General features: G+C 72.4%; 11 protein-coding genes and 2 pseudogenes. 4 read left to right on the top strand and 9 right to left on the bottom strand.

What is annotated here, in order from left to right; translation table 11 throughout:
• From ACFV9M_RS39395 to ACFV9M_RS39380, 4 genes are all read right to left on the bottom strand, one after another.
• On the bottom strand, positions 1-3,537 hold a 3,537-nt coding region (locus tag ACFV9M_RS39395; RefSeq protein ID WP_385102694.1), incomplete at its 3' end, for an amino acid adenylation domain-containing protein.
• A gap of 295 nt (positions 3,538-3,832) precedes the next feature.
• Positions 3,833-5,173, bottom strand: coding sequence for a sensor histidine kinase (locus tag ACFV9M_RS39390; protein ID WP_385076945.1), 1,341 nt, complete (start codon positions 5,171-5,173; stop codon positions 3,833-3,835).
• A gap of 1 nt (position 5,174) precedes the next feature.
• Complete coding sequence (locus ACFV9M_RS39385; RefSeq protein ID WP_385076949.1) at positions 5,175-5,828, bottom strand: response regulator transcription factor; 654 nt, start codon at positions 5,826-5,828, stop codon at positions 5,175-5,177.
• Positions 5,829-5,974: 146 nt separating this feature from the next.
• Positions 5,975-6,628 (bottom strand): response regulator transcription factor, encoded by a 654-nt coding sequence (locus ACFV9M_RS39380; RefSeq protein ID WP_385076943.1) that lies wholly within the window; start codon positions 6,626-6,628, stop codon positions 5,975-5,977.
• 45 nt (positions 6,629-6,673) lie between these two features.
• Between ACFV9M_RS39380 and ACFV9M_RS39375 the strand changes: the two genes are divergently transcribed.
• The 4 genes and pseudogenes from ACFV9M_RS39375 to ACFV9M_RS39360 all read left to right on the top strand — a co-directional run bounded on the left by ACFV9M_RS39375 (position 6,674) and on the right by ACFV9M_RS39360 (position 9,552).
• Positions 6,674-7,018 carry a hypothetical protein gene (locus tag ACFV9M_RS39375; RefSeq protein WP_385076941.1) on the top strand — a complete coding sequence of 115 codons (345 nt, stop codon included), beginning with the start codon at positions 6,674-6,676 and terminating at the stop codon, positions 7,016-7,018.
• Positions 7,015-7,404, top strand: a complete 390-nt coding sequence (locus tag ACFV9M_RS39370; protein ID WP_385076939.1) for a type II toxin-antitoxin system VapC family toxin — start codon at positions 7,015-7,017, stop codon at positions 7,402-7,404. Before ACFV9M_RS39375 ends, ACFV9M_RS39370 begins: the two co-directional genes overlap by 4 nt.
• Positions 7,344-8,207, top strand: a pseudogene (locus tag ACFV9M_RS39365) (phage/plasmid primase, P4 family); the annotation flags it as partial. The gene ACFV9M_RS39370 and the pseudogene ACFV9M_RS39365, both read left to right, overlap by 61 nt.
• Before the next feature lie 790 nt (positions 8,208-8,997).
• Positions 8,998-9,552, top strand: coding sequence for a Uma2 family endonuclease (locus ACFV9M_RS39360; protein ID WP_385076937.1), 555 nt, complete (start codon positions 8,998-9,000; stop codon positions 9,550-9,552).
• Between the two features lie 223 nt (positions 9,553-9,775).
• Here ACFV9M_RS39360 and ACFV9M_RS39355 read toward each other — a convergent pair whose 3' ends face one another.
• From ACFV9M_RS39355 to ACFV9M_RS39335, 5 genes and pseudogenes are all read right to left on the bottom strand, one after another.
• Positions 9,776-11,059 (bottom strand): TIGR02679 family protein, encoded by a 1,284-nt coding sequence (locus ACFV9M_RS39355; protein ID WP_385076933.1) that lies wholly within the window; start codon positions 11,057-11,059, stop codon positions 9,776-9,778.
• The gene (locus ACFV9M_RS39350) at positions 11,049-15,146 is read right to left on the bottom strand and encodes a TIGR02680 family protein (RefSeq protein ID WP_385076931.1); all 4,098 of its coding nucleotides are present in this window, start codon (positions 15,144-15,146) and stop codon (positions 11,049-11,051) included. The genes ACFV9M_RS39355 and ACFV9M_RS39350 overlap by 11 nt, the downstream gene beginning before the upstream one ends.
• Entirely contained in the window at positions 15,143-16,567 is a 1,425-nt protein-coding gene (locus tag ACFV9M_RS39345; RefSeq protein WP_385076928.1) for a TIGR02678 family protein, read from the bottom strand. The genes ACFV9M_RS39350 and ACFV9M_RS39345 overlap by 4 nt, the downstream gene beginning before the upstream one ends.
• A gap of 13 nt (positions 16,568-16,580) precedes the next feature.
• Positions 16,581-18,128 (bottom strand): TIGR02677 family protein, encoded by a 1,548-nt coding sequence (locus tag ACFV9M_RS39340; protein WP_385076926.1) that lies wholly within the window; start codon positions 18,126-18,128, stop codon positions 16,581-16,583.
• Between the two features lie 201 nt (positions 18,129-18,329).
• Positions 18,330-21,317, bottom strand: a pseudogene (locus tag ACFV9M_RS39335) (DEAD/DEAH box helicase).
• Positions 21,318-22,226 lie beyond the last annotated feature (909 nt).

The raw sequence follows: 22,226 nt of genomic DNA, 5'->3' as shown, positions 1-22,226 counted from the left end.
GACCAGCCGGCCCGGCACGTCCGGCCCCGCGTCCAGCCACACCACCTGCACCATCACCCCGGCCGCCGGATCCAGACGCCCCACCGCCGCCTCGACCTGCTCCCCCACCAAGACAGCCGGATCCACCCCGACCGCATCCACCCGGGCCACCAGCCCGGACACATCCACCGCATCCGCCTCGGGCACCACCAGCGCCCCGGCCCCCGCCGCCAGACGAGCCCGCAACACCTCATGCCGCTCCACCAGGGCAGCCACCGCATCCCGCAGCGCCGCCTCGTTCAACCCCGCCGGTGCCTCCAGCGCCATCGACTGCATGACCGCGCGCACGCCGTCGGCACCGACCCGGTCCAGCACCTCGCGCATCACCGGCGTCAGCGGTACCTCACCAGTGGCGGAGTCCGTCGGGCGAGCGCCGTCCGCCGCCCCGTCGACCGGCGTCGCCACCGCGGCCAACCGCATCGGCGTCCGCAGCTCGTGTATCTGGCGGGCGCCGAGGACCAGACCCGCGCGGCGGGCCCGCGACACCAGCAGCATCGCCGTGATCGAGTCGCCGCCCAGCTCGAAGAACCCGTCCCCGACCCCGACCTCCGCCAGCCCCAGCATCTCGGCGAAGAGCGCGCACAGCGCCTCCTCGGCAGGCGTTTCCGGAGCCCGACCGGCGCTCACCGCGGCCTCCGGCTCCGGCAGGGCGGCGCGGTCGATCTTCCCGTTGACCGTCAGCGGGAACGCGTCCAGGACGACGACGGCCGACGGGACCATGTACTCCGGCAGACGGGACGTGGCGAAAGCCCGTACGTCCTCGCCGTCCACATCCCCGACGACGTAGCCGATCAGACGGCCGTCGCGGACCCGCACCGCAGCCCGGTCCACGCCCGGGTAGGCGGCCAGAACCGCCTCGATCTCACCCAGCTCCACCCGGAAGCCACGGATCTTCACCTGGGCGTCCGCACGCCCCACGAACTCCAACTGCCCGTCCGCCGACCAACGGGCCAGGTCCCCGGTGCGGTACATCCGCCCGTCGCCGTCGCCGAACGGGCACGCCACAAACCGCTCCGCCGTCAGATCCGCACGCCCCGCATATCCGCGAGCCAGACCATCCCCCGCGATATACAGCTCACCCGCCACACCCACCGGAACGGGACGCAGAAACGCGTCCAGCACATAGGTGCGGACGTTGGGCAGCGGACGGCCGATCGCCGGCGGCGCGTCCTCCCCGGTGATGCCCTCCTCCAGCAGTACGGCGGTGGTGATGACGGTGGCTTCCGTGGGCCCATAGGTGTTCCACACCCGTGTGCCCTCACGCCACTTGGCCGCAAGCCCTGCCTCCAGCCGCTCCGCACCCAGCACCCAGTTCCCAACCCCCGGAACCGACTCCGGCTCCAGCACCCCCAGCAGCGACGGCACCACACTCGCCACCTCAACACCGGCCGCCTCGACCATGCGGGCGAGCGCCACACCGTCCTGACGCTCCTCAGCCGAAGCGATCGCCAACGCCCCACCAGCGGCCAACGTCACCGCCACATCCAGCACCGCCGCGTCGAAACTGAACGACGCGAACTGCAACGCCGCCACGCCCGCCTCGACCCCCAGCACCGGACGCATCGCCGACGCCAGATTCGCCACCGAGGCGTGCGCCACCGCCACACCCTTCGGACGACCGGTAGACCCCGAGGTGTAGATGACGTACGCCAGCCCACCCGGCTCCACGCCGACGTCCAAGAACTCGCCGGTCGCCATCTCCAACTCGTCGAGCCGGACCGTGTCGACGCCTTCCGACAGCCGACCCGCCGTCTCCTCTGCCACCAGCACCACCTGGGCACCACTGTCGGCCACCATGAACGCCAGACGGTCCGACGGATACTCCGGATCCAACGGGACATACGCCCCACCGGCCTTCCACACCGCCAGCATCGCCACCACCATCTCGGCGCCACGCGGCAGGCAAAGCCCCACCCGCGACTCACGCCCCACACCCCGCGCCACCAACCCACACGCCAACGCATCGGACCGCGCATCCACCTCGGCGTAGGACAGAACACGCCCCCCACACCACAACGCCGCCGCCTCCGGCGTCCGCACCGCCCACCCGCGGAACCGCTCCAGCACCGTGGACGCGTCCCCGTCCCGCGCCGTGCCGCCGCTCCATCCGCTCACCACCAGGGCACGCTCGTCGTCCCCCACCACTGCGATCCGCCGTACCGGCGCCGTCGGGTCCTCGGCCGCTCGCTCGACGAAACCGACCAGCGAGCGTTGGACCGCCCGCACCCACGCACGGTCGTAGAGCGCCGCGTTCGCCTCTACGGTGATCTCGATCCCCGAGCCCGTACGGTCGACCAGCACCCCGAAGTCCTCGACCAGCCGGGTCGACACGTCCCGTGCCACGCCTCGGCAGTCTCCGAAGGCCAGCTCGCCGGCCCGCGGCAGGATGTTCACGTAGGGCCCGAAGTGCCAGCGGTCGCCCTCGGGCCAGCCCAGCTCCCGGCGCAGCCGCTCGCCCCGGTACCGCTGGTGCCGGAGCAGCTCGCCGACGGCCACGTCGGCCGTCCGTGCGAGGTCGGACAGGCCGGCTCCGGCCGGGACCGGGAACCGTAGGGGCAGCATGTTCGCCCGGGTGACGCGGGCCCGCAGGTCCGCCTCGTCCACGCGACCGGTCACGGGCAGGCTGAGCAGTGCCTCGGCCGACCCTGCCAGGCCGCTCACGAAGGCGCCGGCGGCGGCGACGAGCAGCCGGGACGTGCGCAGGCCGGCGCCGTCCGCCGCGGCGCGCAGCGCGTCCACCGCGGCCGAAGCGAGGCCGCCCGTCTCCCGCAGCACCACCCCGGAGCCGCTCTCGGCCTCGCCCTCGCCCTCGCTCTCGCTCTCCTGGAGAAAACCGGAGACGCCGGTAAGGCGCGGGACCTCGGCCAATTCCGGCCGGTCGGAGAATCGGTCGCGCAGATACCGCCGATCGTCGGCGAATTGGGACGAGTTCCGGTAGCTCGTCTCCGCGTCGAGCGTCTCACCCAACGAGAGGATTGCGTACTCCGGGCATACCTCGCCACCGGCGAGCGCCGAATACACCTCGGCGACCCGGCGCGCCATGAGCGTGCACGCGTATCCGTCGAGCAGCAGGTGATTATAGCCCTGGAACCAGCAGTACCGATGGGAATCGAGCCGGAAGAGCACAAAAGAGAAGAGCTGCTCGCCGAGCGGGTTCTCCACGTCGGCGAGTTCCTCGCGCATCCGGGTTTCGAGCCATGCCCGCGGGTCGCCGCCGTCCTCGTTCCGCTCCTCGATGCGCAGCGCCCATCGCCGGGAGGTGTGCGGCACGGCGCGCACCCCGCCGGCCGCGTCCTCGGCGAATCGCACGCCCAAAATCTCGGTCTCCTCGACCGTCCGGCGCAGCGCGGCCTCGAAGGCGGGCACGTCGAGCGCGCCCGTGATCTCGACGGCCTGCCCGACGCTGTAGAGCGCGCGCGGGCCTCCCAGGCGCTGTGCGTGCCAGATTCCCTCCTGGCTGTCGGACAGGGAAAAACCGCCACCGATTCGCTCGCTCATATATACGCCTGACCCCTATTCCCTCTCCATGGGCATGCAGCTGCCCAATGCGCCATTTCGCAGGAAACGCAAGGCAAAAGAACTTCCACCCGGAAAGCTGGAAGCTGGAACTGGAACTGGAACTGGAACTGGAACTGGAACTGGAACTGGAACTGGAACTGGAGCTGGAAGCTCCTGGCAATCTCCACCCGCAGACCGAAAGGCCCGGCGAAACACCGTCAAAGCCCGTTCACGACCGGGTTCGGTCAATAAGAACGATACCTATCGGACGGGGTCGTCCAACCCGCCGTTCTGGTCACTTGGACACGGTCGCCGCGCGCGTCTGCGGCCAACCCTCATATCGATCCCCGCCCTTGACAAGGAGGGGAAAGGAGACCTCGACGACGAGTCCGCCGCCCGGCCTGGCGCGGGCGATGAGGGTGGCGTCGTGGGCCGCGGCGATGGCCCGGACGATCGACAGGCCGAGGCCGTGGTGGCCGTCGCCCGCGGTGCGGCGCATGCGCTGGAACGGCTCGAAGAGCTGGTCGACGCGGTCCCTGGGGACCTCGGGGCCGGTGTTGGAGACGGTGAGGACGGCGCGCCGCTCGTGGCGCCGGACGGTGATGTCCACGGTCCCGTCGGGCACGTTGTAGTAGGCGGCGTTGTGGACCAGGTTGGCGACCAGCCGCTCCAGGAGCGCGGTGTCACCGGCGACCGGCGCCGGCTCGGTGCGGTCCACGATCCGCACACCGTGCCGCGGGGTCTCCGGCAGCGGGGCGAGCAGCACGGACCCGATGACCTCGGCCAGGTCGACGGGCTCGGTCCGGTCCATGCCCCGCTCGCTGACGGCCAGGGTGAGCAGGGACTCCAGCAGGGCTCCCTGGTGGGTGCTGATCCGCAGCAGCCGCTCGAAGTTCTCGCGGAACGACTCGGCGGTGGCGTCGGGGTCGAGGAGGGACTCCTCCAGCAGGGCGCGTTCCACCGTGAGCGGGGTGCGCAGCTCGTGGGCGGCGTTGGCGACGAAGCGTTTGTGGGACTCCAGGGCGGTTTCGAGCCTGGCGAGGAGCCCGTCGATGCTGTCGGCGAGTTCGCTGATCTCGTCGCGAGGACCGCGGGGGCCCTCGACGGCGAGGCGCTCGTGCACGTTGCTGGCGGAGATACGGGCGATGCCGGCGTTGAGGGTGCGCATGGGCCGGAGCACCCGCCGGGCCAGGAGCCAGCTGAGCACGATGGAGATCGCCGCCATGATGGTGAGGGCCGTACCGGACTGCACGAGGAGTTCGTGCATCTGGGCCTCATGCATCTGGGCGGTCTGCCTGCGCAGTTGCTCGTTGAGCCAGTCGGCGACGTCCGGCGTGGACCCGGAGTCCGGGCCGGGCCGGATGACCGTCTCTCCCGGCGAGGCGCCCTCCGGTGCCGCTTCCCCGTGGAAGGCGGTGACGACGTTGTGGGTGGGGCGGTTGACGAGCAGATAGGTGATGCCGAGCAGGACGGCGCCGGTGGCGATGAACAGCAGCCCGAAGAGCATGGCGAAGCGGACCCGGACCCGGCGCGGTGTGAGCAGACGGATCAGGGCGCGCACCCGGGTGGCGGCAGGGCCGCGCAGCAGGGCACGGGCGCGGGTCAGGAGGGTGGTCGCCATGTCAGGTATCGCCATGTCAGATCCGGTAGCCCTCTCCGGGCACGGTCTGGATCACGGAGCGGTCGACGAGCTTGGTCCGGAGCCGGTTGACCGTGGCCTTGACGGTGGTGGTGCCCGGGGCCGCGACCTCGCCCCACACCTTGGCGAGCAGCTCGTCGGCCGGGACGGTCCGTCCCTCGACACCGAGCAGGTAGGCGAGCACGCCGAACTCCTTTGCCGTCAAAGGCAGTTGGGTGCCGGCGTGGCTGGCGGTGCGGCGGGCGGGGTCGACCCGGAGGCGGCCGCGGGCGAGGACGGGCTGCCGCACGGGGTGCGCGCGCCGGCCGAGGGCGCGGGTGCGGGCGAGGAGTTCGGGCCAGGCGAAGGGTTTGGGAAGGTAGTCGTCGGCGCCGAGGCCGAGGCCCTCGACCCGGTCGGCGATGGAGGCGGAGGCCGTGAGCATGAGCACCTTGGTGCGGATGCCCTCGCCGGTGAGTTCGGCGCAGACCTCGTCGCCGTGCACGTCGGGGAGGTCTCGGTCGAGGATGACCACGTCGTAGTCGACGTCGATGGCCAGGTCGAGCGCGGTCCTGCCGTCGTAGGCCGTGTCGACGGCGAGGCCCTCGCGGCGGAACACCCTGGTGATCGAGTCCGCGAGCTCCGTGTGGTCCTCCACGACCAGCACTCTCATCATTCCCCCTACGAGACACGCGTGACGGACCCCAGGCTTCCCCACCCCGGGTCACACCGGGGTTACCCCGTTCACAGGCTGGCGTACCGTCACCCGCCTGGCAACCACGACCGGCCGTCCCGCGGGCGCGGGCACGCCCGCGGGCGTCAGATCCGGTAGCCGACGTTCGGGAGCGTCTCGATGACCGGCGGATCGCCGAGCCTGCGGCGCAGCCGGCTGATGGTGACCTTGACGGTATTGCTGAACGGGTCGGCGTCCCGGTCCCAGGCCCGTTCCAGCAGCTCCTCGGCGGAGACGACGGCGCCGCCGGCCGCGAGCAGCACCTCCAGGACGGCCATCTCCTTCGGCGACAGGTCCAGCTTGCGGCCGCCGCGGAGCGCGGTGCGGCGGGCGGGGTCGAGCTCGATGTCGCCGCGGACGAGGACGGGCGGCACGGCGGGCTGGTCGCGTCTGTCCAGGGCCTGGACACGGGCGATGAGTTCGGCGAAGGAGAAAGGCTTGGCGAGGTAGTCGTCGGCGCCGAGGTCCAGGCCGTCGACGCGGTCGGCGAGGGTGCCGGCGGCGGTGAGCATCAGGACGCGGGACGGGCTGCCCTGCCGGACGAGGGCGCGGCAGATCTCGTCGCCGTGCACGAGCGGCAGGTCACGGTCCAGGACGACGACGTCGTAGGCCCCGCTGGAGGCCCGGCTCAGCCCCTGCTCGCCGTCGTACGCGAGCTCGACCTCCATGGCGTGCCTGCGCAGCCCCCTCGCGACGCTCTCCGCGAGATCCTTGTGGTCCTCCACGATCAGTACTCGCATGCCCCAACTCTGGCATCCGGAAGGTCACTTGGGGGTAACAAGGGAGTGGCCGGTTATCGTCCGCGAACCCTCGCGGCCCTCGACTACGCCGCGAACTCCGAGAACAGGACAGAACACCCGGCACCCCGCTCCCGCTCCCGGAGAAGGCCCGTTCGCCCGGTCTCCGTCTCCCTCCACGAAGGCACCATCGCGGCACTCAAGGCACGCACCGGCAAGCGCGGCATGTCCGCCTACGTCGAAGCCCTCATCCAGCGCCAACTCGAACGCGACCGGCTGCGCGAACTCATCGAGGACGCCGAAGCCGAGCACGGCCCGGTCGACCAGGCCGCGGTCGAGACCAAGCGCGCGATCCTGCGCAGCGACACGGCCGACTCGGCGGACGCCACGTGAGCGGCACCCTCGTCCTGGACTGCGAAGGCCTGTCCAAGCTCGTACGACGCACACCCGGACTCACCGAATGGCTCGCCGCAGCCGAGGCCGAGGACATCCGCGTCATCACCAGCTCCGTCACCCTCGCCGAAGCCCGCGGCCCCAAGACCGACCAGGCCCGCTTCGACTACGCCATCTCGCGCGTCAACATCATCCCGCCCACCGAAGCCATCGCCCGCCACGCGAGCAAGCTGCTCGCCGCAGCCGGCCTGCACGGCCACACATACGCCCTCGTCGCCCTCGTGGCTGCCACCGCACTGGCCTCGCCCTCCCCCGGTGACCGTCCGTCTCCGTCCCCTTCGCCTACGACCCCACCGCCACGGCGCCGACGTGGAAACGCTTCCTGACACAGGTCTGGCCCGACGACGCCGACGCCATCGCCGCGCTTCAGAAGTGGTTCGGCTACCTCCTGTCCGGACGCACCGACCAACAGAAGATCCTGCTCATCGTCGGCCCGTCCCGGTCCGGCAAAGGCACCATCGCCCGCGTCCTCAAAGAGCTGGTAGGTCGCGACAACCTCGCCGGCCCCACCCTCGCAGGGCTCGGCACGAACTTCGGCCTGTCCACCCTGGTCGGCAAGCCGCTCGCCGTCATCTCCGACGCGCGCCTGTCCGGCAACGACAACAGCCAGGTGGTTGAGCGGCTGCTGACCATCTCCGGTGACGACACCATCGACATCGACCGCAAGTACCGAGAGCCGTGGACGGGCAAGCTGCCCACCCGGCTGATGATCCTCTCCAACGAACTGCCGCACTTCGGCGACTCCTCAGGGGTCATCGCCAAACGGTTCGTGCTGCTGAACATGCGGGTGTCGTGGCTGGGCAAGGAAGACACCACCCTCACCGATCGCCTCACCGCCGAGATGCCCGGCATCCTCAACCGGGCCTTGGAAGGGCTCGCCCGCCTCCAGCGCACCGGGTGGATCACGGAACCGGCATCCAGCCGCGAGGCGTTCACCACCATGCAGGACACCGCTTCCCCCACCAGCGCGTTACGCCGGTACGTGAAGGGGCGATCCCACCTGTCGAAGGACGCGATGCGCCGTACGGGAGACGCCTTCATGCCGGCCCCGGAACCCGCCACTGAGACCGGAACTGAGACCGAGGACCGCCGCGCGGCCCGCGCCGTTCGTCGCCGCCGCATCCGCTGAACGCAAAAGCCCAGCTCAGACAATGTCTGGGCTGGGCTTCGATAAAGCCGCCTTCGGGATTCGAACCCGAGACCTGCGCATGACGAGACCGTGAGCGATCATGTTGCCGGATACCGCGTGATGCCGCCGAGTGATGTCGCGCCTGATCAGAGCACTTACGGCAGGTTGCCCCCTGCTGCCCCCTGCTGCCCCGTCCAAAGGCGTCCGGCCACCGAGCGGCCACCGGATCGGACACTCCCGAAGCAACGGGTCTCGAATCGTCGAGTTGTCGGACTCGGACAAAGCCCGCCACCCGCAGGACATCCAGGCCGCCGCCACTTGCCACGCCAGCCGTAGACCATGATCTTCATGTCCGATCGCGCCTGGTGTCGGCCACGCCAGTCGGACCGGGCAAGCTGGCGGGCCGCGTCGCAGGCGGGCCGGACGACGAGCGCGACGAACAGGCGGCAGATCTGGTTGCGGGACAGCGGATCACGCCGTCCGGCGTGGGTAGGTGTGCCGTTGTGCCTGATCAGACCACATGCGCCGGACCGCCCACCGGTACCTCGTGCGGCACTGTCCAAAAGCGTCCGGCCACCTCATGGCGACCCCGGACGGCGCCCGCCGCCCCTGGCAGTCACCCAACGCCACCCGCTGAGTCCGAACACTTACGGACCCAGCGCACGCCCCGCCCCACGGCGCCCGCTCGTGCGGGCGGTTCCCCTTGTCGTGTGCGCGCCCGCCACCGACTCCACCCGTGGGCCTGCTCTGTCCGCCGTATCATGACGGCACACGGGAAGGAGCACCGTCCATGAGTGTCGACGCGGTCACGCACACCGAGTTCCCCGCAGGATACGTGGTGTTCTTCGGCGCTGACGGAAAGATCATCATGACCCCGCAGAGCGAAGAGCACTCCAGCACGATCAAGTCGATGCAGTACGACACGATCCTGTCGCTCGGGCGGCACGCGAAGACACCTTCGGACGTCTACATCGACTTCCCGGCCGACGAGAACTCGGCCCCCGACCTCGCCATCCTCCGCGAGGACGCGCGCAAGGAGGGCAAGCGCTACAGCTTCGAGGACGTCCTGCTGATCTCCGAGGTCGTCTCGACCTCCTCCGCGCGCAAGGACTACGACGACTGCACCGCCAAGTACGGGCGCCACGGCATCCCGATCTACCTGATCGTGGACCCGTACGCCCAGGAAGTCGTCCTGCACACCCAGCCCACCGGGTCCGGCTACATCGCGGCACACACCCACGCATACGGCACCGGCAAACTGCCCATCCCCCTGGCCGACGGCCGCACCTTCACCCTCGACCTCGACGAGCTCCCCCGACCTGAGCCGGAGACCGACGCCCGCTGAGGAGAGGCGTCCGAAGCAGAAACGAGGTCGTCCAGGAATTCTGGTTCAGGCCGCTTGCCGCTGCCCAGCAGCCGGCCGACGACGACGCGATCATCGGAACCGCCGATGAAGAGTTGCATGGGCCGGTGACCGGAATATGGGCCGGTGACCGGAATGGGGATCCCCAGGGGGACGGCGGAGGGAGTCGGGTTCCGGATCGTTCTCCTCGGGCGCTGTCGCCCGATCAGGCACGGGTGAGGTCGGACAGGAGCGCGGGCAGGAGGCGCTCCTCCATGACCGTGCTGCCCGACGCCTCCATCGCGAGGGCCAGCCGGGGGTCCCAGGGGCTGGCCGCGGGCGGTCCCGCGAGCGGTGTGGACCCGCCCTCGCCGAGTGCCGCCGTGTAGTCGGCGGCCGTCATCCTCCAAGGGTGGGCGCCGTGGCGGGCCACGGCGTCCGCGGTGATGCGCAGGCCGGCCCAGTCGAAGTCGGCGCGCCAGTGCAGCCGGGCTCCCGCGCGTACGGCGTCGCCGAGCAGTTTGTGGCAGGCGGCGGACGGGACTCCCTCGGTGCACACGAGGGCACCGCCGGTGTCCTGGAGTTCGCCGGCCGCGGCGCGCAGGACGGCCGGGTTCTCGCAGACGAAGATGGTGCGGGCGGCGGGGACGACGGGGTCGGTGGCGAGCTGGTGGAGGGTGAGCCGGAAGGGTATGCCGAAGCCGGCGGCGTCGCGCAGCCAGTCGCAGACGACGGTGTCGCCCCTGGCGCCGATGTTGAGGACGAGTACCTGGCTGGCGAGGTCGTCCGCGATGGCTCCGGCGCTCTCCCACAGGGCGCGCCGCCCGGCCCGGTCGCGCGGTACCGCGCGGCCGTCGCCGACGCGCTGGGTGAGGGCGCGCAGGACGAGCTGTTCGAGCGGGGTGCCGGGAACCAGGGCCTTGGTGTCGCCGGTGGCCCATTCGGCGAGGACCGGAAGCGGCAGGACTGCGGAAGACCGTTCCGGCGAGCCCGTGCGGCGGTCCCCGTCGCCGCAGAGCCGTTCCAGGACACGTGCCGCCGCGTCGAGGAGCGGCGCGTCCCCCCGGCGTACAAGACGGGTGAGGGTGCCGTCGGCGGCGATCCGCTCCAGCCAGGCGACGAACCATCCCTGCCCGGCGAGCCTGCTGGAGCGGACGGATCTCAGGGCCTGGTCGCGGCGCGACTCCTCGTCGGCCCGTTCGGCGGGCCGGTCGCGCAGCGGGCCATGGAGACGGCCGAGAGTCTGGAGGAGACCGGTGCCGTAGCGGTCGTACAGGTACCCGTCCAGATCGCGTAGGGGTACGGCGAGACGCTGGGCGGTCTCGGGCCGGTAGCGGCCGGTGATGCCGATGACGGTGCGGCGCTCGGCCTCGCTGGGCCCCGTGAGCGAGATGTCGCCGTCGAGCGCGCCGCCGGTGCGCTCCAGCCTGCGGCGGGCGGCGGCGAGCAGCCGGGTCCATCCCTCGCCACGCAGCTCGTCGTATGCCGACGGCTCACCTTCAGTGGACAACCGGGGCCTCCTCGGGGGCCGGGACGCGTCGGGTGCCGGGCGAGCCGAGGGCGGTGGTGAGGTCGCCGGTGTCGTCGGCGAGGAGCCGGTCGCCGTCCCAGACGAGCAGCAGCGCGGAGACGGTGTGGTCGACGGCGGTGTGCGCGAGGTCGTAGTGGGCGGCGGCGGACACGGAGGCGTGGGCGGCCCACAGGTCGTAGCCGGTCATGAACAGGTCGAGGTCGAACTGCGCGGCCAGCGACATGAGTTCACCGCGCCCGGTGTCGTCCACGCCCGCGAAGGCCTCGTCGAGGGCGAGCAGGCGCGGGGCGTGCGGGTGGGCGGAGTTGAGCATGGCGTGCGCGGCGGCGAACAGCGGCAGATGGAGTGACACCGACTGCTCACCGCCCGACAGGCGGCTGTGCCGGGCTCGGGTGAGCCTCTCCTCCGTCTTGTCGGGGCGTACCAGCTGGAACGCGAAGTGCCGCCAGCGCCGGTAGTCGAGGACCTCGGCGAGCAGTTCGCGGTAGGGCTGGTCACGGTGGCGGGCGCGGGCGTTCTTGATCTGTGCGGCGAAGTGGGTGCGCACCCGGGTGAGCCCGTCGGGGCCGAGGCGGGCGGCGTCGGCGTCGAGGAGGGCGCAGACGCCGCGCTGTTCGTCGTCGAGGTGGTCGGCGAGCAGCCAGCTCACCCCGACCGTCGTCCCCGAGGACATGGTGCGCCGGCGCATGTCCGTGTTCATCCGCCGGATCAGGTCACGGGCGTCGATGGTGCGGTCGTGGATCTGCTGGGCGAGCCGGGTGAGCAGGGCGTCCTCCAGGATGCGCTGCTCGGACTCGGAGAGCAGTTCGGCCTGGTCACGGCGGTGGGCGGAGATCTTCTGTGCGAAGGCCGCCACCGGCAGCGGGCCCTCCTCGTCGGCCACACGGACGAGGATGACCCCGTCGGAACCGTCCCACTCGGGCCGGTAGTCCTGCCCAGCGGCGGCCAGCTGCGCCTGCAGGTCGTCCAGGGCCTTGGTGAGACGGGTGACGGACTGCTTGAGGCTGGATTCGGTGGGGGTGAGGTCGCGAGTCGCGGCGAGGATCGCCTCGTGTACGGCGGCCACGGCCGACGGGAGTGTCTCGCCGGCCCAGTCGGCCTCCTGGGCGGGCCAGGCGAGGCCGGGCGGGCAGCGCAGGATGTCGAGGAGTTCGCGGGCGGCGTACGGGCGCAGGCCGCGGGCGGTGTCCTTCTCCTCCGCCGCGGCCACCGCCCCGGCCTCGGCGGCGGCCGTACGGCGGGCCTCGGCCGCGGCGGTGCCCGCGATCGCGGCGTGCTGGGCCGTGCGGGCCGCCTCGGCCTCCCGGGCCAGGGCGTCGATCCCGTCCTCGGCCTCCTGCACCTGCCGCATCACCTCCTGGGCCTCGGCTCCGACGGCATCCTGGAGGGCCTCCAGCCCCGCGGCCTCCTCGGTGTGCCGGCGGCGCGCCGCACGCTCGGTGTCCACCGCCGCTTCCTCGTCCTCGGCGGCGGCGGTGAGCCGGTCGGCACCCGCCTGGGCGGCCTCGGCCTGGCGGGCGTGTTCGCGACGGCGGGCGGCGAGTTCGCGGACCGCCGCCTCGAACGCGCGGGTGGCGGTCTCCACGGCGTCGACCTGTTCTGGGCGCTCGGTCTCGATGCCGTGCTCGGCCGCGGTACGGCGTAGGGCGCGCTCGGCGACCGAACAGGCGGCCACGCTCTCGTCGTACGAGGCCTGGGCGGCGTCGGCGGCGTCACGGGTGGCGCGCAGCCGCGCCGCGGCCCGGTCGAGTTCGCGCAGGGCCTGCGTGATGCCGGTGGTGCGGGGCAGCGCGGCGCGGGCGGCGGCGTACGCGTCGAGGGCGGCGTCCGTACGGGCCTGCACGCGCCCCAACTCGTCGAGTTGGGCGTCCAGTTCAGCCAGCAGCGCCTCGCAGGCGGCGATCCGGGCGGCGCGCCGACGCGCGCGGGCGGTGGCGCCGACGTACTCGGCGTGCTCCTTGGTGTGGGCACCGACCAGTACACCGGCCGCGTACCGGCCGTCCGGGCCGATCCGCGGTGTCCCGGTGTCGAGGTCGCCGGTGACGGCGACGGAGCGCAGTACGGCGGTGATGCGGGCGGCCGGGATCGCGGCGTCGCCCTCGGGGACCTCGGGTCGCAGGAGGTCGGCGAGGCTCGGGCCGTTCACCGAGGCGCCGACGCGGAGGTAACCCTCACTGTGCCCTGCCGCCACGGGGATGTCCTTGGCGGTGACCAGGGCGTCGAGGAGGCCGGACGCCTCCAACGCGGCTTCCAGATCCGCACGTTGACGATCCGACAATCCGTCGTCGAAAGCGACGAGTTGCCACAGGGGCACGCCGTCACCGGACGCCCTCGCTGCGGTTCGGCCACGGGCCGGGGGCGGGGCGTCGTCGTGCTCGGCGGCGATCCGGTCGCGTTCGGCCTCCGCCTCGGCGCGGCGGCGCTCGACATCCGTGCGCTGGGCGCGCAGGGCGGCGAGGGTGTCGCGCAGTTCCTGTACGGCGGGAGCGGTGGCATCGGTGAAGGCGTCGGCGAGCGTGACCGCGTCGGCCTCGCCGGTGAGTTCGAGGGCTTCGGCGAGGCGGCCGGCGCCCTCCTCGGCCAGGAGCATGCCGTGTGCTTCCGTCCACCGGCCGAGCACTGTGCGGGCCTCTTCGCGGGCGGATTCGAGGGCCGCCTCGGCGACGGCTTCGGCGGTCTCGGCCGCGGCGACGGCCTCCTGCGCACGGTCGAGCGAGCCCCGGGCGAGGTCACGGGTCTGCTCGGCGCCGCGTGCCGCCTGCTGGGCGGCGCGCACGGCCCGGACGCCCTCGTGTCGGGCGGCGGCGAGCGCGACGGAGCGGTCGGCGAGCCGGGCGGGATCGGCGTCGGCCGGGGTCCAGGGGAGTCCGGCGGTGTGGGCGTGGTCTGCGACGGTGGCGGCATCGCGGGAGACGGCGGCGTCGAGTTCGGCGGCGATCCGGGCGGAGTGTTCGGCCTCGGCGCGGGCGCGGCCGGTGGCTGCCGTACGGCGCTCACGCTCGGCGGTCGCCTGCCGGGCGGTCTGCTCGCAGGTACGCACCAGGCGTTCCAGGTCGGCCAGTTGCTCGATGGCCTGGTAGGCGGCGGAGGAGCGCAGCTGGTCCAGGCGGGCGCGCTGGGCGGCGAGCGAGGCGTCGGCCGACTCGGCGCGTGTCCCGGCGGCGGCCTGCTGCTCGCGGGCCGCCGCCAGGTCCGCTGCGGCGGCGCGCAGGGCGGCGGCGCGCTCGGCGGTCTCGGCGCGGCGGGCGGTGAGCCGGTCCGCGGCGGTGCGGGCGTGGACCCGCAGATAGGTGGAGTAGCTCGCGAGGAAGGCGCGGGTGGCGTCGTCGGCGGCGGCCAGGCCCTCCAGGGTGCGCTGCACGGACTCCATGTCGTCGAAGGAGCGGGCCGCCTCGGCGATCAGGTCGTCGTCGAGCGGGCGCAGGCCCGCGGTGAGGGTGTCGGAGAGCTTGGCGGGATCGAGGTTCTTGGCCAGCTGCGGGCGGCGCAACGTGAGGATCAGGGTGAGAAGTTGCTCGTACCGCTCCCGGCCGAGGCCGAACAGGCGCTGGTCGACGGCGGCACGGTAGTCGGCCGTGGAGGCGATCAGCTCACGTCCCAGCTCGGCGGCGAGCTGCTTCCTCGTCATCGGCCGGTCGTCGTCGGTGAGGAGGGAGAAGTCCTCGCCGACGCGGCCCTCGGCGACGAAGTGCCACCGGGCGGGTGTGTCGCGGTGCCGCTGGGCGTGCAGCCCGATGCCGCAGGTGACGGCCTCGCCGGTCTCGCGGTGGGTGAACTCGATCCAGACGTAGCCGAGCGCGCTGTCCTGCCCGCGGAAGAGCAGGTTGGACTTCATCGTGCGGTCCTCGGCGGCGAACGGGTTGAGCCGCTTGGGGTCGATGCGCCCGTCGAGGACGAACGGGAACAGCACCTCCAGCGCCTTGGTCTTGCCGGACCCGTTGGGACCGCGCAGCACCAGCCAGCCGCCCGCGAAGGAGAACTCCTCGTCCCTGTAGTCCCACAGGTTGATGATCCCGGCACGAGTGGGGACGTAGCGGGCTGCCGGTGTGGCAGCGGGAGTGCTCACGGAGTCGGGTCCTTGGCGGTCTCGTCGTCGAACAGGGCGGTCTGGGCGGGTGGTTGGGCGGCCGTACGGGTCTTCACCCGGGCGGTGACCCCTCGGTAACGGGCAAGCAGAGGCAGCGCGAGGGCCCCGCCGTCGACCCGAACGATCAGCGACATGGCGGCCAGCAGGTCGAGAGCCTGGTCGAGCAGCCGGTCCGGGTCGCCGCGTAGATCAGCGGCGAAGCCCGCGCCGTATACGCCGATGATCTCCTTGAGCCTGCCCCGGAGCCAGGAGCCCGTGACGAAGGGGTACCGGGTCTCGCCCGGCTCGTGATCCGCATCGACGACCGTCTCGTACGCCGACTCCTCATCGGGCTCGGCGAGTCCGGTGAGTTCGGTGACCGTCCCACGCGACGGCAGCGCGCCGTCGATCCGCCGGGCGCGGGCCGTGAGGCGTTCGGCGGCCGTGGGTGCGGGCAGCAGTTCGAGGGCGTGCCGTCCGGAACGCTGCACGGCGGCGCTGATCCGAGCGGCGAGCAACAGCGCGGCCTGCGCGACCGTACCGCCGCCGGGGAAACGGACGTCGGACAGCCTGCCGGAGGTGTCGATGAGCGCCACGCCCTCCGCCCGCCGCTCCACCGACAGCCCGGTCAGCCGCTCCAGGTCCTCGGCGAGTGCGGGAGCCCGCAACTGGCCCAGGAGTTCGGTGTCGGCGTCGGCGTAGTAGGCGACCGGGTTCTCCAGCACCAGACGGCGGGCCCGGCGGGCCTGGTCGCGGCGCTGGGCTGCGCGGCCCGCGGACAGACCCAGCGCGCCGGAGGAGTCGAGGAGCGCGGTGACGGAGGTCAGGTGCTGGAGCACGCGGGTCGGGTGGTGGACGGCGAGGAGGATCTCGCGGTCGATGTCGTACAGGGCCTCGGCACGCTCGGGATCGCCTGCCCAGGCGGAGGCGGAACCGTCGGCGAGAGTGAGCGCGCCGCGTTCGGTGAGCCAGGTGACGGCGTCGACGAAGGCGTCCCGGTCGGGTTTGCGGGCGGTGTCGAGGCCGAGCCCGTCGATGCGTACGGCGTCGGCGGCGACCGCGTCGGCCAGCTCGCCCAGCGCCACCTGCGCGCCGTGGCGGCCGAGGGCCGCGAGAGTGAGGACGAGGTAGGCGTAACGGCGGCGGTCGAAGGGGCGGCCCGCGCGCGTGAGGGCCGGGCGGGTGGCATCCAGACCGTCCTGGGCGCGCTGGAGCCGGGCGGTGTCGGCGGTGGTGACGAGCCGGTACCCGAGTGCCTCCATCAGGTCGGTGCGCAGCTGATCGGCCCAGCGGCGCACGGTCGCCAGCGCCGCCCTGTCCGGGTACCCGGACGTGACCAGGGGGTGCCGCAGTACGAGCCGTACCGCCTTCTGGTAGTCGGCGAGTTCGAGCGGGGAGACGCCCTCGGCAACACGGCTCATACGACGGCCTCGCTCATGGGGTGACCTCCAGGCGCAGCCCGTCGAGATGGAGACGGCCACGCACGGTGTCGACGGTGGTGAAGCCCTCGGCGGGGGTGAGAGTGAGCCGTACCCCGTGGGCGGAGCCGGAGGCGGCGATGACACGGCGACTGGCGGGGACACGGGCGGCGAGCGTCACGTCCAGCAGGGCGAGCAGGGCCCGCGTCTCCGGCTCGTCGAGCGTCCGGCCGTACACCCCGTCCGACGCGAGGGAGTTCGCGGCACTGCGGCGCTCGGCCTGTTCCTTGAGCTGCCCGGCGCGCAGCAGCGCCCGCCGGTCCTCGTCGCGTTCGATGCGGCCGGGGCCGTGCAGGGCGGGGGTGCGGCCGGACTGGACCAGGGTGCGGGCGAGTTCGACCGGCTCGGCCTCCCACCAGGACGTACGGGACGGGATCCGCTCGGGGTCGGCGTACGGGACGGCGATGTGGCGGGGCGCTCCGAGCCCGAAGACCGCCTGGAACAGGGCGTGCGCGTCCTCGTCGCTCTCGCAGGAGGTGAACCACTGGGCGAGGTGGCGCAGTTGGCTCTCCCGGCTCACCCCGCCCCGGCGGGCCTCAGTGACCCGGCGCAGCAGGGCGAGGACGGAGCGGATCGCGGTGACGGTGGCGTCCTGAAGCCGCTCGGTCTCGCTGTGCTCGCGCTCGGCGAACCAGTGGACGATGCCGTCCCACCGGTGCCGCCAGTCCGCGAGGCGCTCGGTGGGGCTGCGGAAGAGCCGCTCGTCGGCCTCGGCCGCGTACTCGATCATCCGGTCCACACCGGTGGACGCGGCCTTCTCGACCGCCTCGGCGAGCAGCGGGGCGTAGCGCCCGAGTTCGGCGGTGAACTCCCGCATGTGCGCGAGGAGGGTGTCCTTGTGGGCGAGGAACACCTCGGGCCGGGTGTCGTTGGTGCGCGCCAGGTCGCCCAGCATGAGGTAGAAACGGGCGGCACGCTGCGCCATCTCGTTCAGCACCGAGTCGAGACGGCCGAGCTTGCGGTACACCTCCTCGCCGTCGCCCGCCGTGTTGGCCTCGGCCAGCGCTCGCAGGTCGCTGAGGATGTCGGGGAAGACGAGGCGGGAGAGCTGGGCGTCCTCCAGGCTCGCGCCGAGCACGTCCTCCACGGCCCGGTACGCCCGGTATCCGGCCTGGGTGAACTGGTACACGTAGTGGCGGTTGCGGTACTCGGCCAGGTTCGCGGCGCGCGTCCCGTCGTACGACCGGTCCAGCACCTGCCAGTCCGCGAGCGCGTCGAGCAACGGCTGCACACCGGCCGACCCGCCCACCGCGCCCGCGCCGGGATGGTCGGCGGCGAGCCGCTCCAGCAGTCCCACCACGTCCGAGGCGTGCAGCAGCACCTGGTAGTTGGCACGCCCGCGGTCGAAGGCCCGCAGCAGCCACAGGTACTCGTGACGCTTCTCGGCGGCGGCGAAGTGGAACAGCCGCAGCCGGTCGTCGAGGGAGAACGCGTCGATGCCGAACGCGCCCTCGTCGACGAGGTCCGCGGCATCGGGCTCCGAGACGTCGAACTCGTCACTCACGGAACTGCGGGCTTCCCTTCTCTCCTGCTTCGGCCGGTACACGTCCGGCCGGACGTGTACCACCGGATCCACACCAGTCTGCCGCACCCCGATCGGTGCGTGCGAGCCGCGCCTCGGCCCATGCCACTTTGTGCTACCGTGCGCCCGTTTCACGCTCCCTGCCGGGCGATGGCCCCCGTAGGGACCCGCCCTGCGGCCGGCTCAGCGGCGGATCGCCGCGTACGCCCCGAGCCACCCCGTCCCCAGCCGGTCACCACCCCTGATGAAGACGGCCGCGCCGCTGTTGCCGGGCGAGTTGTCCGACGGGTCGTCGGGCGGCAGGAGCAGGGTGGCCGTCTCGCCGTCACCGCTGTGCAGGGTGGTGGTCGGGCCGTTCCACAGCCGGATCACCGAGCCCGGTGGGGCCGCCACCCGCAACCTGTCCTCCCGCAGGTCCAGGTGGACGCCGGTGGCGCGCTCCGCGAGCAGCGCGCGGTAACGGTCCGGGGGCAGGGCGCAGCCGTTCGGCGGTGTCGTCCCACTCCAGTCGGGGGCGTCGACGCCGCGGGCGCGGGCCGCGCGCCACATCCGGGGAACGAGATCGGGCGCGAGCGGGGCGGTGGCCATCCGTTCGCACATCCACAACAGCCGTCCGGCCCCACGGCCGGGCCCCAGTGCGCGCCACCGGATGCGCTGGGCCAGGTCACCGGCGACGACGGCCGCCCCCGGGTGGACCGTCCCGATCAGGCCCTGCTCGCCGAGCCATGCCAGGTAGCGCTGGGCCTCCTCCAGGATGCCGGTCATGGAGTCGACGGGGATGCCCAGCACGTAACCAGGACGACCGCGGAAGAGGCCGGGGCGGCCGGCGACAAGGTGGAGGACAGCGCGGGCGAGGTCTCCGGCCGCCGGCTTCGGCTCGTCCCGCGCAGGCTCGTCGGTCTCCCGCTCCCGCTACCGCTCCCGCTCCCGCTCCCGCTCCCGCTCCCGCTCCCGCTCCCGCTCCTGCTCCTGCTCCTGCTCAGCCTCGCGCAGTACGCGGCGCAGTGCCGTACGGGCCCGGTCGGTGAACGGCGCCTGTTCCAGCACCGGGAGGCGGGTGCTGAGCAGGGCCGCCAGCGACCGCTCGGCGGTGAAGGCGTCTTCAGGCACCGGGGCCTCTCGCACCGCAGTGGCCAGGTCGTCGGCGAGGGCGGCGTCCACCATGAAGCGGCTGGTCAGCCTGACCAGCGGGCTCGTCTCCCAACGGTCCTCGCCTGCGGGTGCGCGCAGACAGCCCGCCATCGTGAGGAACGCCGCCGCCTCACGCAGGGGTTCGACACCGGCGTGTCCCTGGTGCGCGGCCAGCGTCCCCGACCACCACCGCTCCGCCTCCTCGACCGTGGACACCCGTTCCTGGACGGCCTCGGCGAGGAGGTGGTCGGGCAGGTGGTCGCCCAGCCGCGACCGCACCGTGTATCCGGCGGCGAGCCGGGCCTGCCAGTACGCCCGTTCCCCCGGGTCGGCCAGCAGGAACGCCCAGCCCTCGCGCTCCCCGGCACCGATGCGGCCGGCCCGCCCGAACATCTGCTGGACCATGGACACCTCGACGCGGTCGAGACCGATGGTGGTGTCGGCGACGATCACGGCCCGGGCGGGGAGGTTGACGCCCGCGGCGACGGTGGAGGTGGCGACCAGGATGTCCGCCTCACGGGTACGGAAGGCCTGCTCGGCCTCCCGCTTGCAGGGCCAGTCCCGGTAGTGGAGCCGCACCCCGGCCTTGGTGCACAGCCGCTCGACGAGTTCGGCGTCGTCCGCGTCCACGCCTGCGGTCGACACGCCACGGTCGGCGGCCAGCGCCAGCGCGGTCGCCCGCACCCGTCGCTTGCTGCCGCAGAACACCAGCACGCTGCCGCCGTCCGCACCGACCCCGCGGGCGATCCGTACGGCGGCCTCGGTTCGCACCGCGGCCCTCGCCGCCCAGTCCGCCTCGTCCGCCGTCGGCAGGACCGGCAGCTGCCAGGTCAGCCGGGTGGGCCGCCAGACGGTGCTGACCAGGCGGGCGCCCAGCCACTCCGCGACCTCGTCCGCGTTGGCGACCGTCGCCGACAGCCCGACGATCCACGCGCCCGCACCGTCCTCCCGTACCCGCGCGAGCAGCGCCTCCAGTACGGCACCACGCACCGGATCACCGAGGAGATGGATCTCGTCGACGACCAGACAGCCCACCTCGGCGAGTGCGTCGCGCAACGATCCCGCACGGCAGATCGCCTCGAACTTCTCCGTCGTCGCCACCCACACATCGGCCGCCCGGATCAGCCCGGAGTCCACCGCGGCCTCCCCGGTCAGCCGTACCACGCGCAGACCCCGGCGCCGCCACAGCTGGAGCTCCCGGTCGAGTTCGTCGGTGAGCGAGCGCTGTGGCACCAGCCAGGCGGCCTTCTCGCCCCGGGCGTGCGCGTCCAGCGCCGCGACCATCCCGATCGGGGTCTTGCCCGCGCCGGTGGGCGCCACCACCACCAGATGCCCGGTGCCCTCCCGGACAACGGGAACGGCAGCCGCCTGGGCCGGGTTGAGCGACGGATGCGGCAGCAGCGCGGCCCACTCGGCGGGCACCAACTCCCCAACGGGCACGTACGCATCGCCGTCGTCCTCCGGCAGCTCCTCCACACCGTCCCACTGCGCGGCGAAGGCATCCCTGGCCGCCACCGCCCAGGGACCCGCGGCCGGGACAGCGCCACCCGGACCGACCGCGACCAGATCCGTACGGCCGCCCAACTCATCGACCGTGCACACCTGTTCGGACTCCTCCCAATAACGGCTGACCCGGTACGGGACGCCTCGCTCCGCGAGCCAGGTCCGCAGCGCGTCGTATGCTGGCCCCTCGGGCAGGATCACCCGCACGTCCTCCGCCGCCGCGACCGCCTCCTCGGTGGGGCGCCAGTCCGGATCGGTCACCTTGCACCACAACAGGGCCCGCTGCTCGGTCTGCTCCGGCACGGCCAGGTCGTCCGGCCACGCCGGAGGGTGTCCCCCGCGCATTGCCCCAGGGAACTGCCCGGGGCCGCGGATCGCGGTCACGCTGACCCCGGTACCGCTCGGGCAGGGCCCCAGCGGTACGGACACGGCCGCCGAAGACGCTGCCGTGAGCTGGTCGTACGTCTTCACCCCCAGGTCAGCGAGACTGAACGCGGTGGGGCAGCCAGGACAGACCAGCGCGGCATACCGGTACACCCGCCCCTGCGACTCGTACGGCCTGCGCAGCGCGTGCAGCTCCCCCTCGCAGACGGGACAACGGCGCTCCACCCGTTCCTCGTAGGCCCAGCCGGGCTCGAAGAACCGCGCCGGGAGCACCCCGCCCAGGGCGACACCCCACCGCCGCCGCACCACCTCGGTCACGGACCCCTCCGCGCCCGTCCCCGACTGTGCCGGGAAACCCTCGTCCGCCACTCCGTCCACGCCGCGCATACCGCGACTGTGGCATGCCGTGATCTACACCCGCAGGCGGTTCCCACGTCTTCCACCACTACGGGTTCCACCGGCATGAGCGCGGCCTGCGCTCAACCGGCCAAGGGAGTCACGACCTCGCCGCGCGGACGCCTACGGATGGCGCCTTGTCGAGCGGCCACCACAGCACAGCGCCCTGACCAGTATCCGCCGAGCCCACGTCATCCCGCACTGTGCACCAACGCCGCGCAGATGGGCCCCAGCTGGATCGGCCGTCACGGCTGTTGTCGTAGGTCGCGAGGTCCAGGGCCGACGCAGCCGAGGCGAGGACGCCAAGGCGCTGGGCCGGGGAGATCGGCAGCCATGAACAAATGCCGAGGCAAAGCCCCGCGATCCGCAACCGCCACTGGCCATCAACTCCAGACCTACGCATTGCGATGCACAGACCGCACGTGCCCGATCAGCCCGGATTCCAAGGTCACCCAAAAGAAGAAACCCCAGGTCAGAGGCCCGACCCGAGGTTCACCATGGAGCCGCCTTCGGGATTCGAACCCGAGACCTACGCATTACGAGGGCCTGCAAGATCATCCTGACTATTACCGGGGCCTGTCCCCGAGTGGTGGACACCTCTGATCCCGGCCCCGGTAGAGGTCGGGTAGGAGGCATCTTTTATGGTGATGAAGGTCTACTCGCCCG

The sequence above is a fragment of the Streptomyces sp. NPDC059895 genome (assembly GCF_042731035.1).
In the GTDB taxonomy this organism is placed as follows: domain Bacteria; phylum Actinomycetota; class Actinomycetes; order Streptomycetales; family Streptomycetaceae; genus Streptomyces.
The sequence above is the reverse complement of the archived record's forward strand: the minus strand, read 5'-3'. Positions and strand labels throughout refer to the sequence as shown.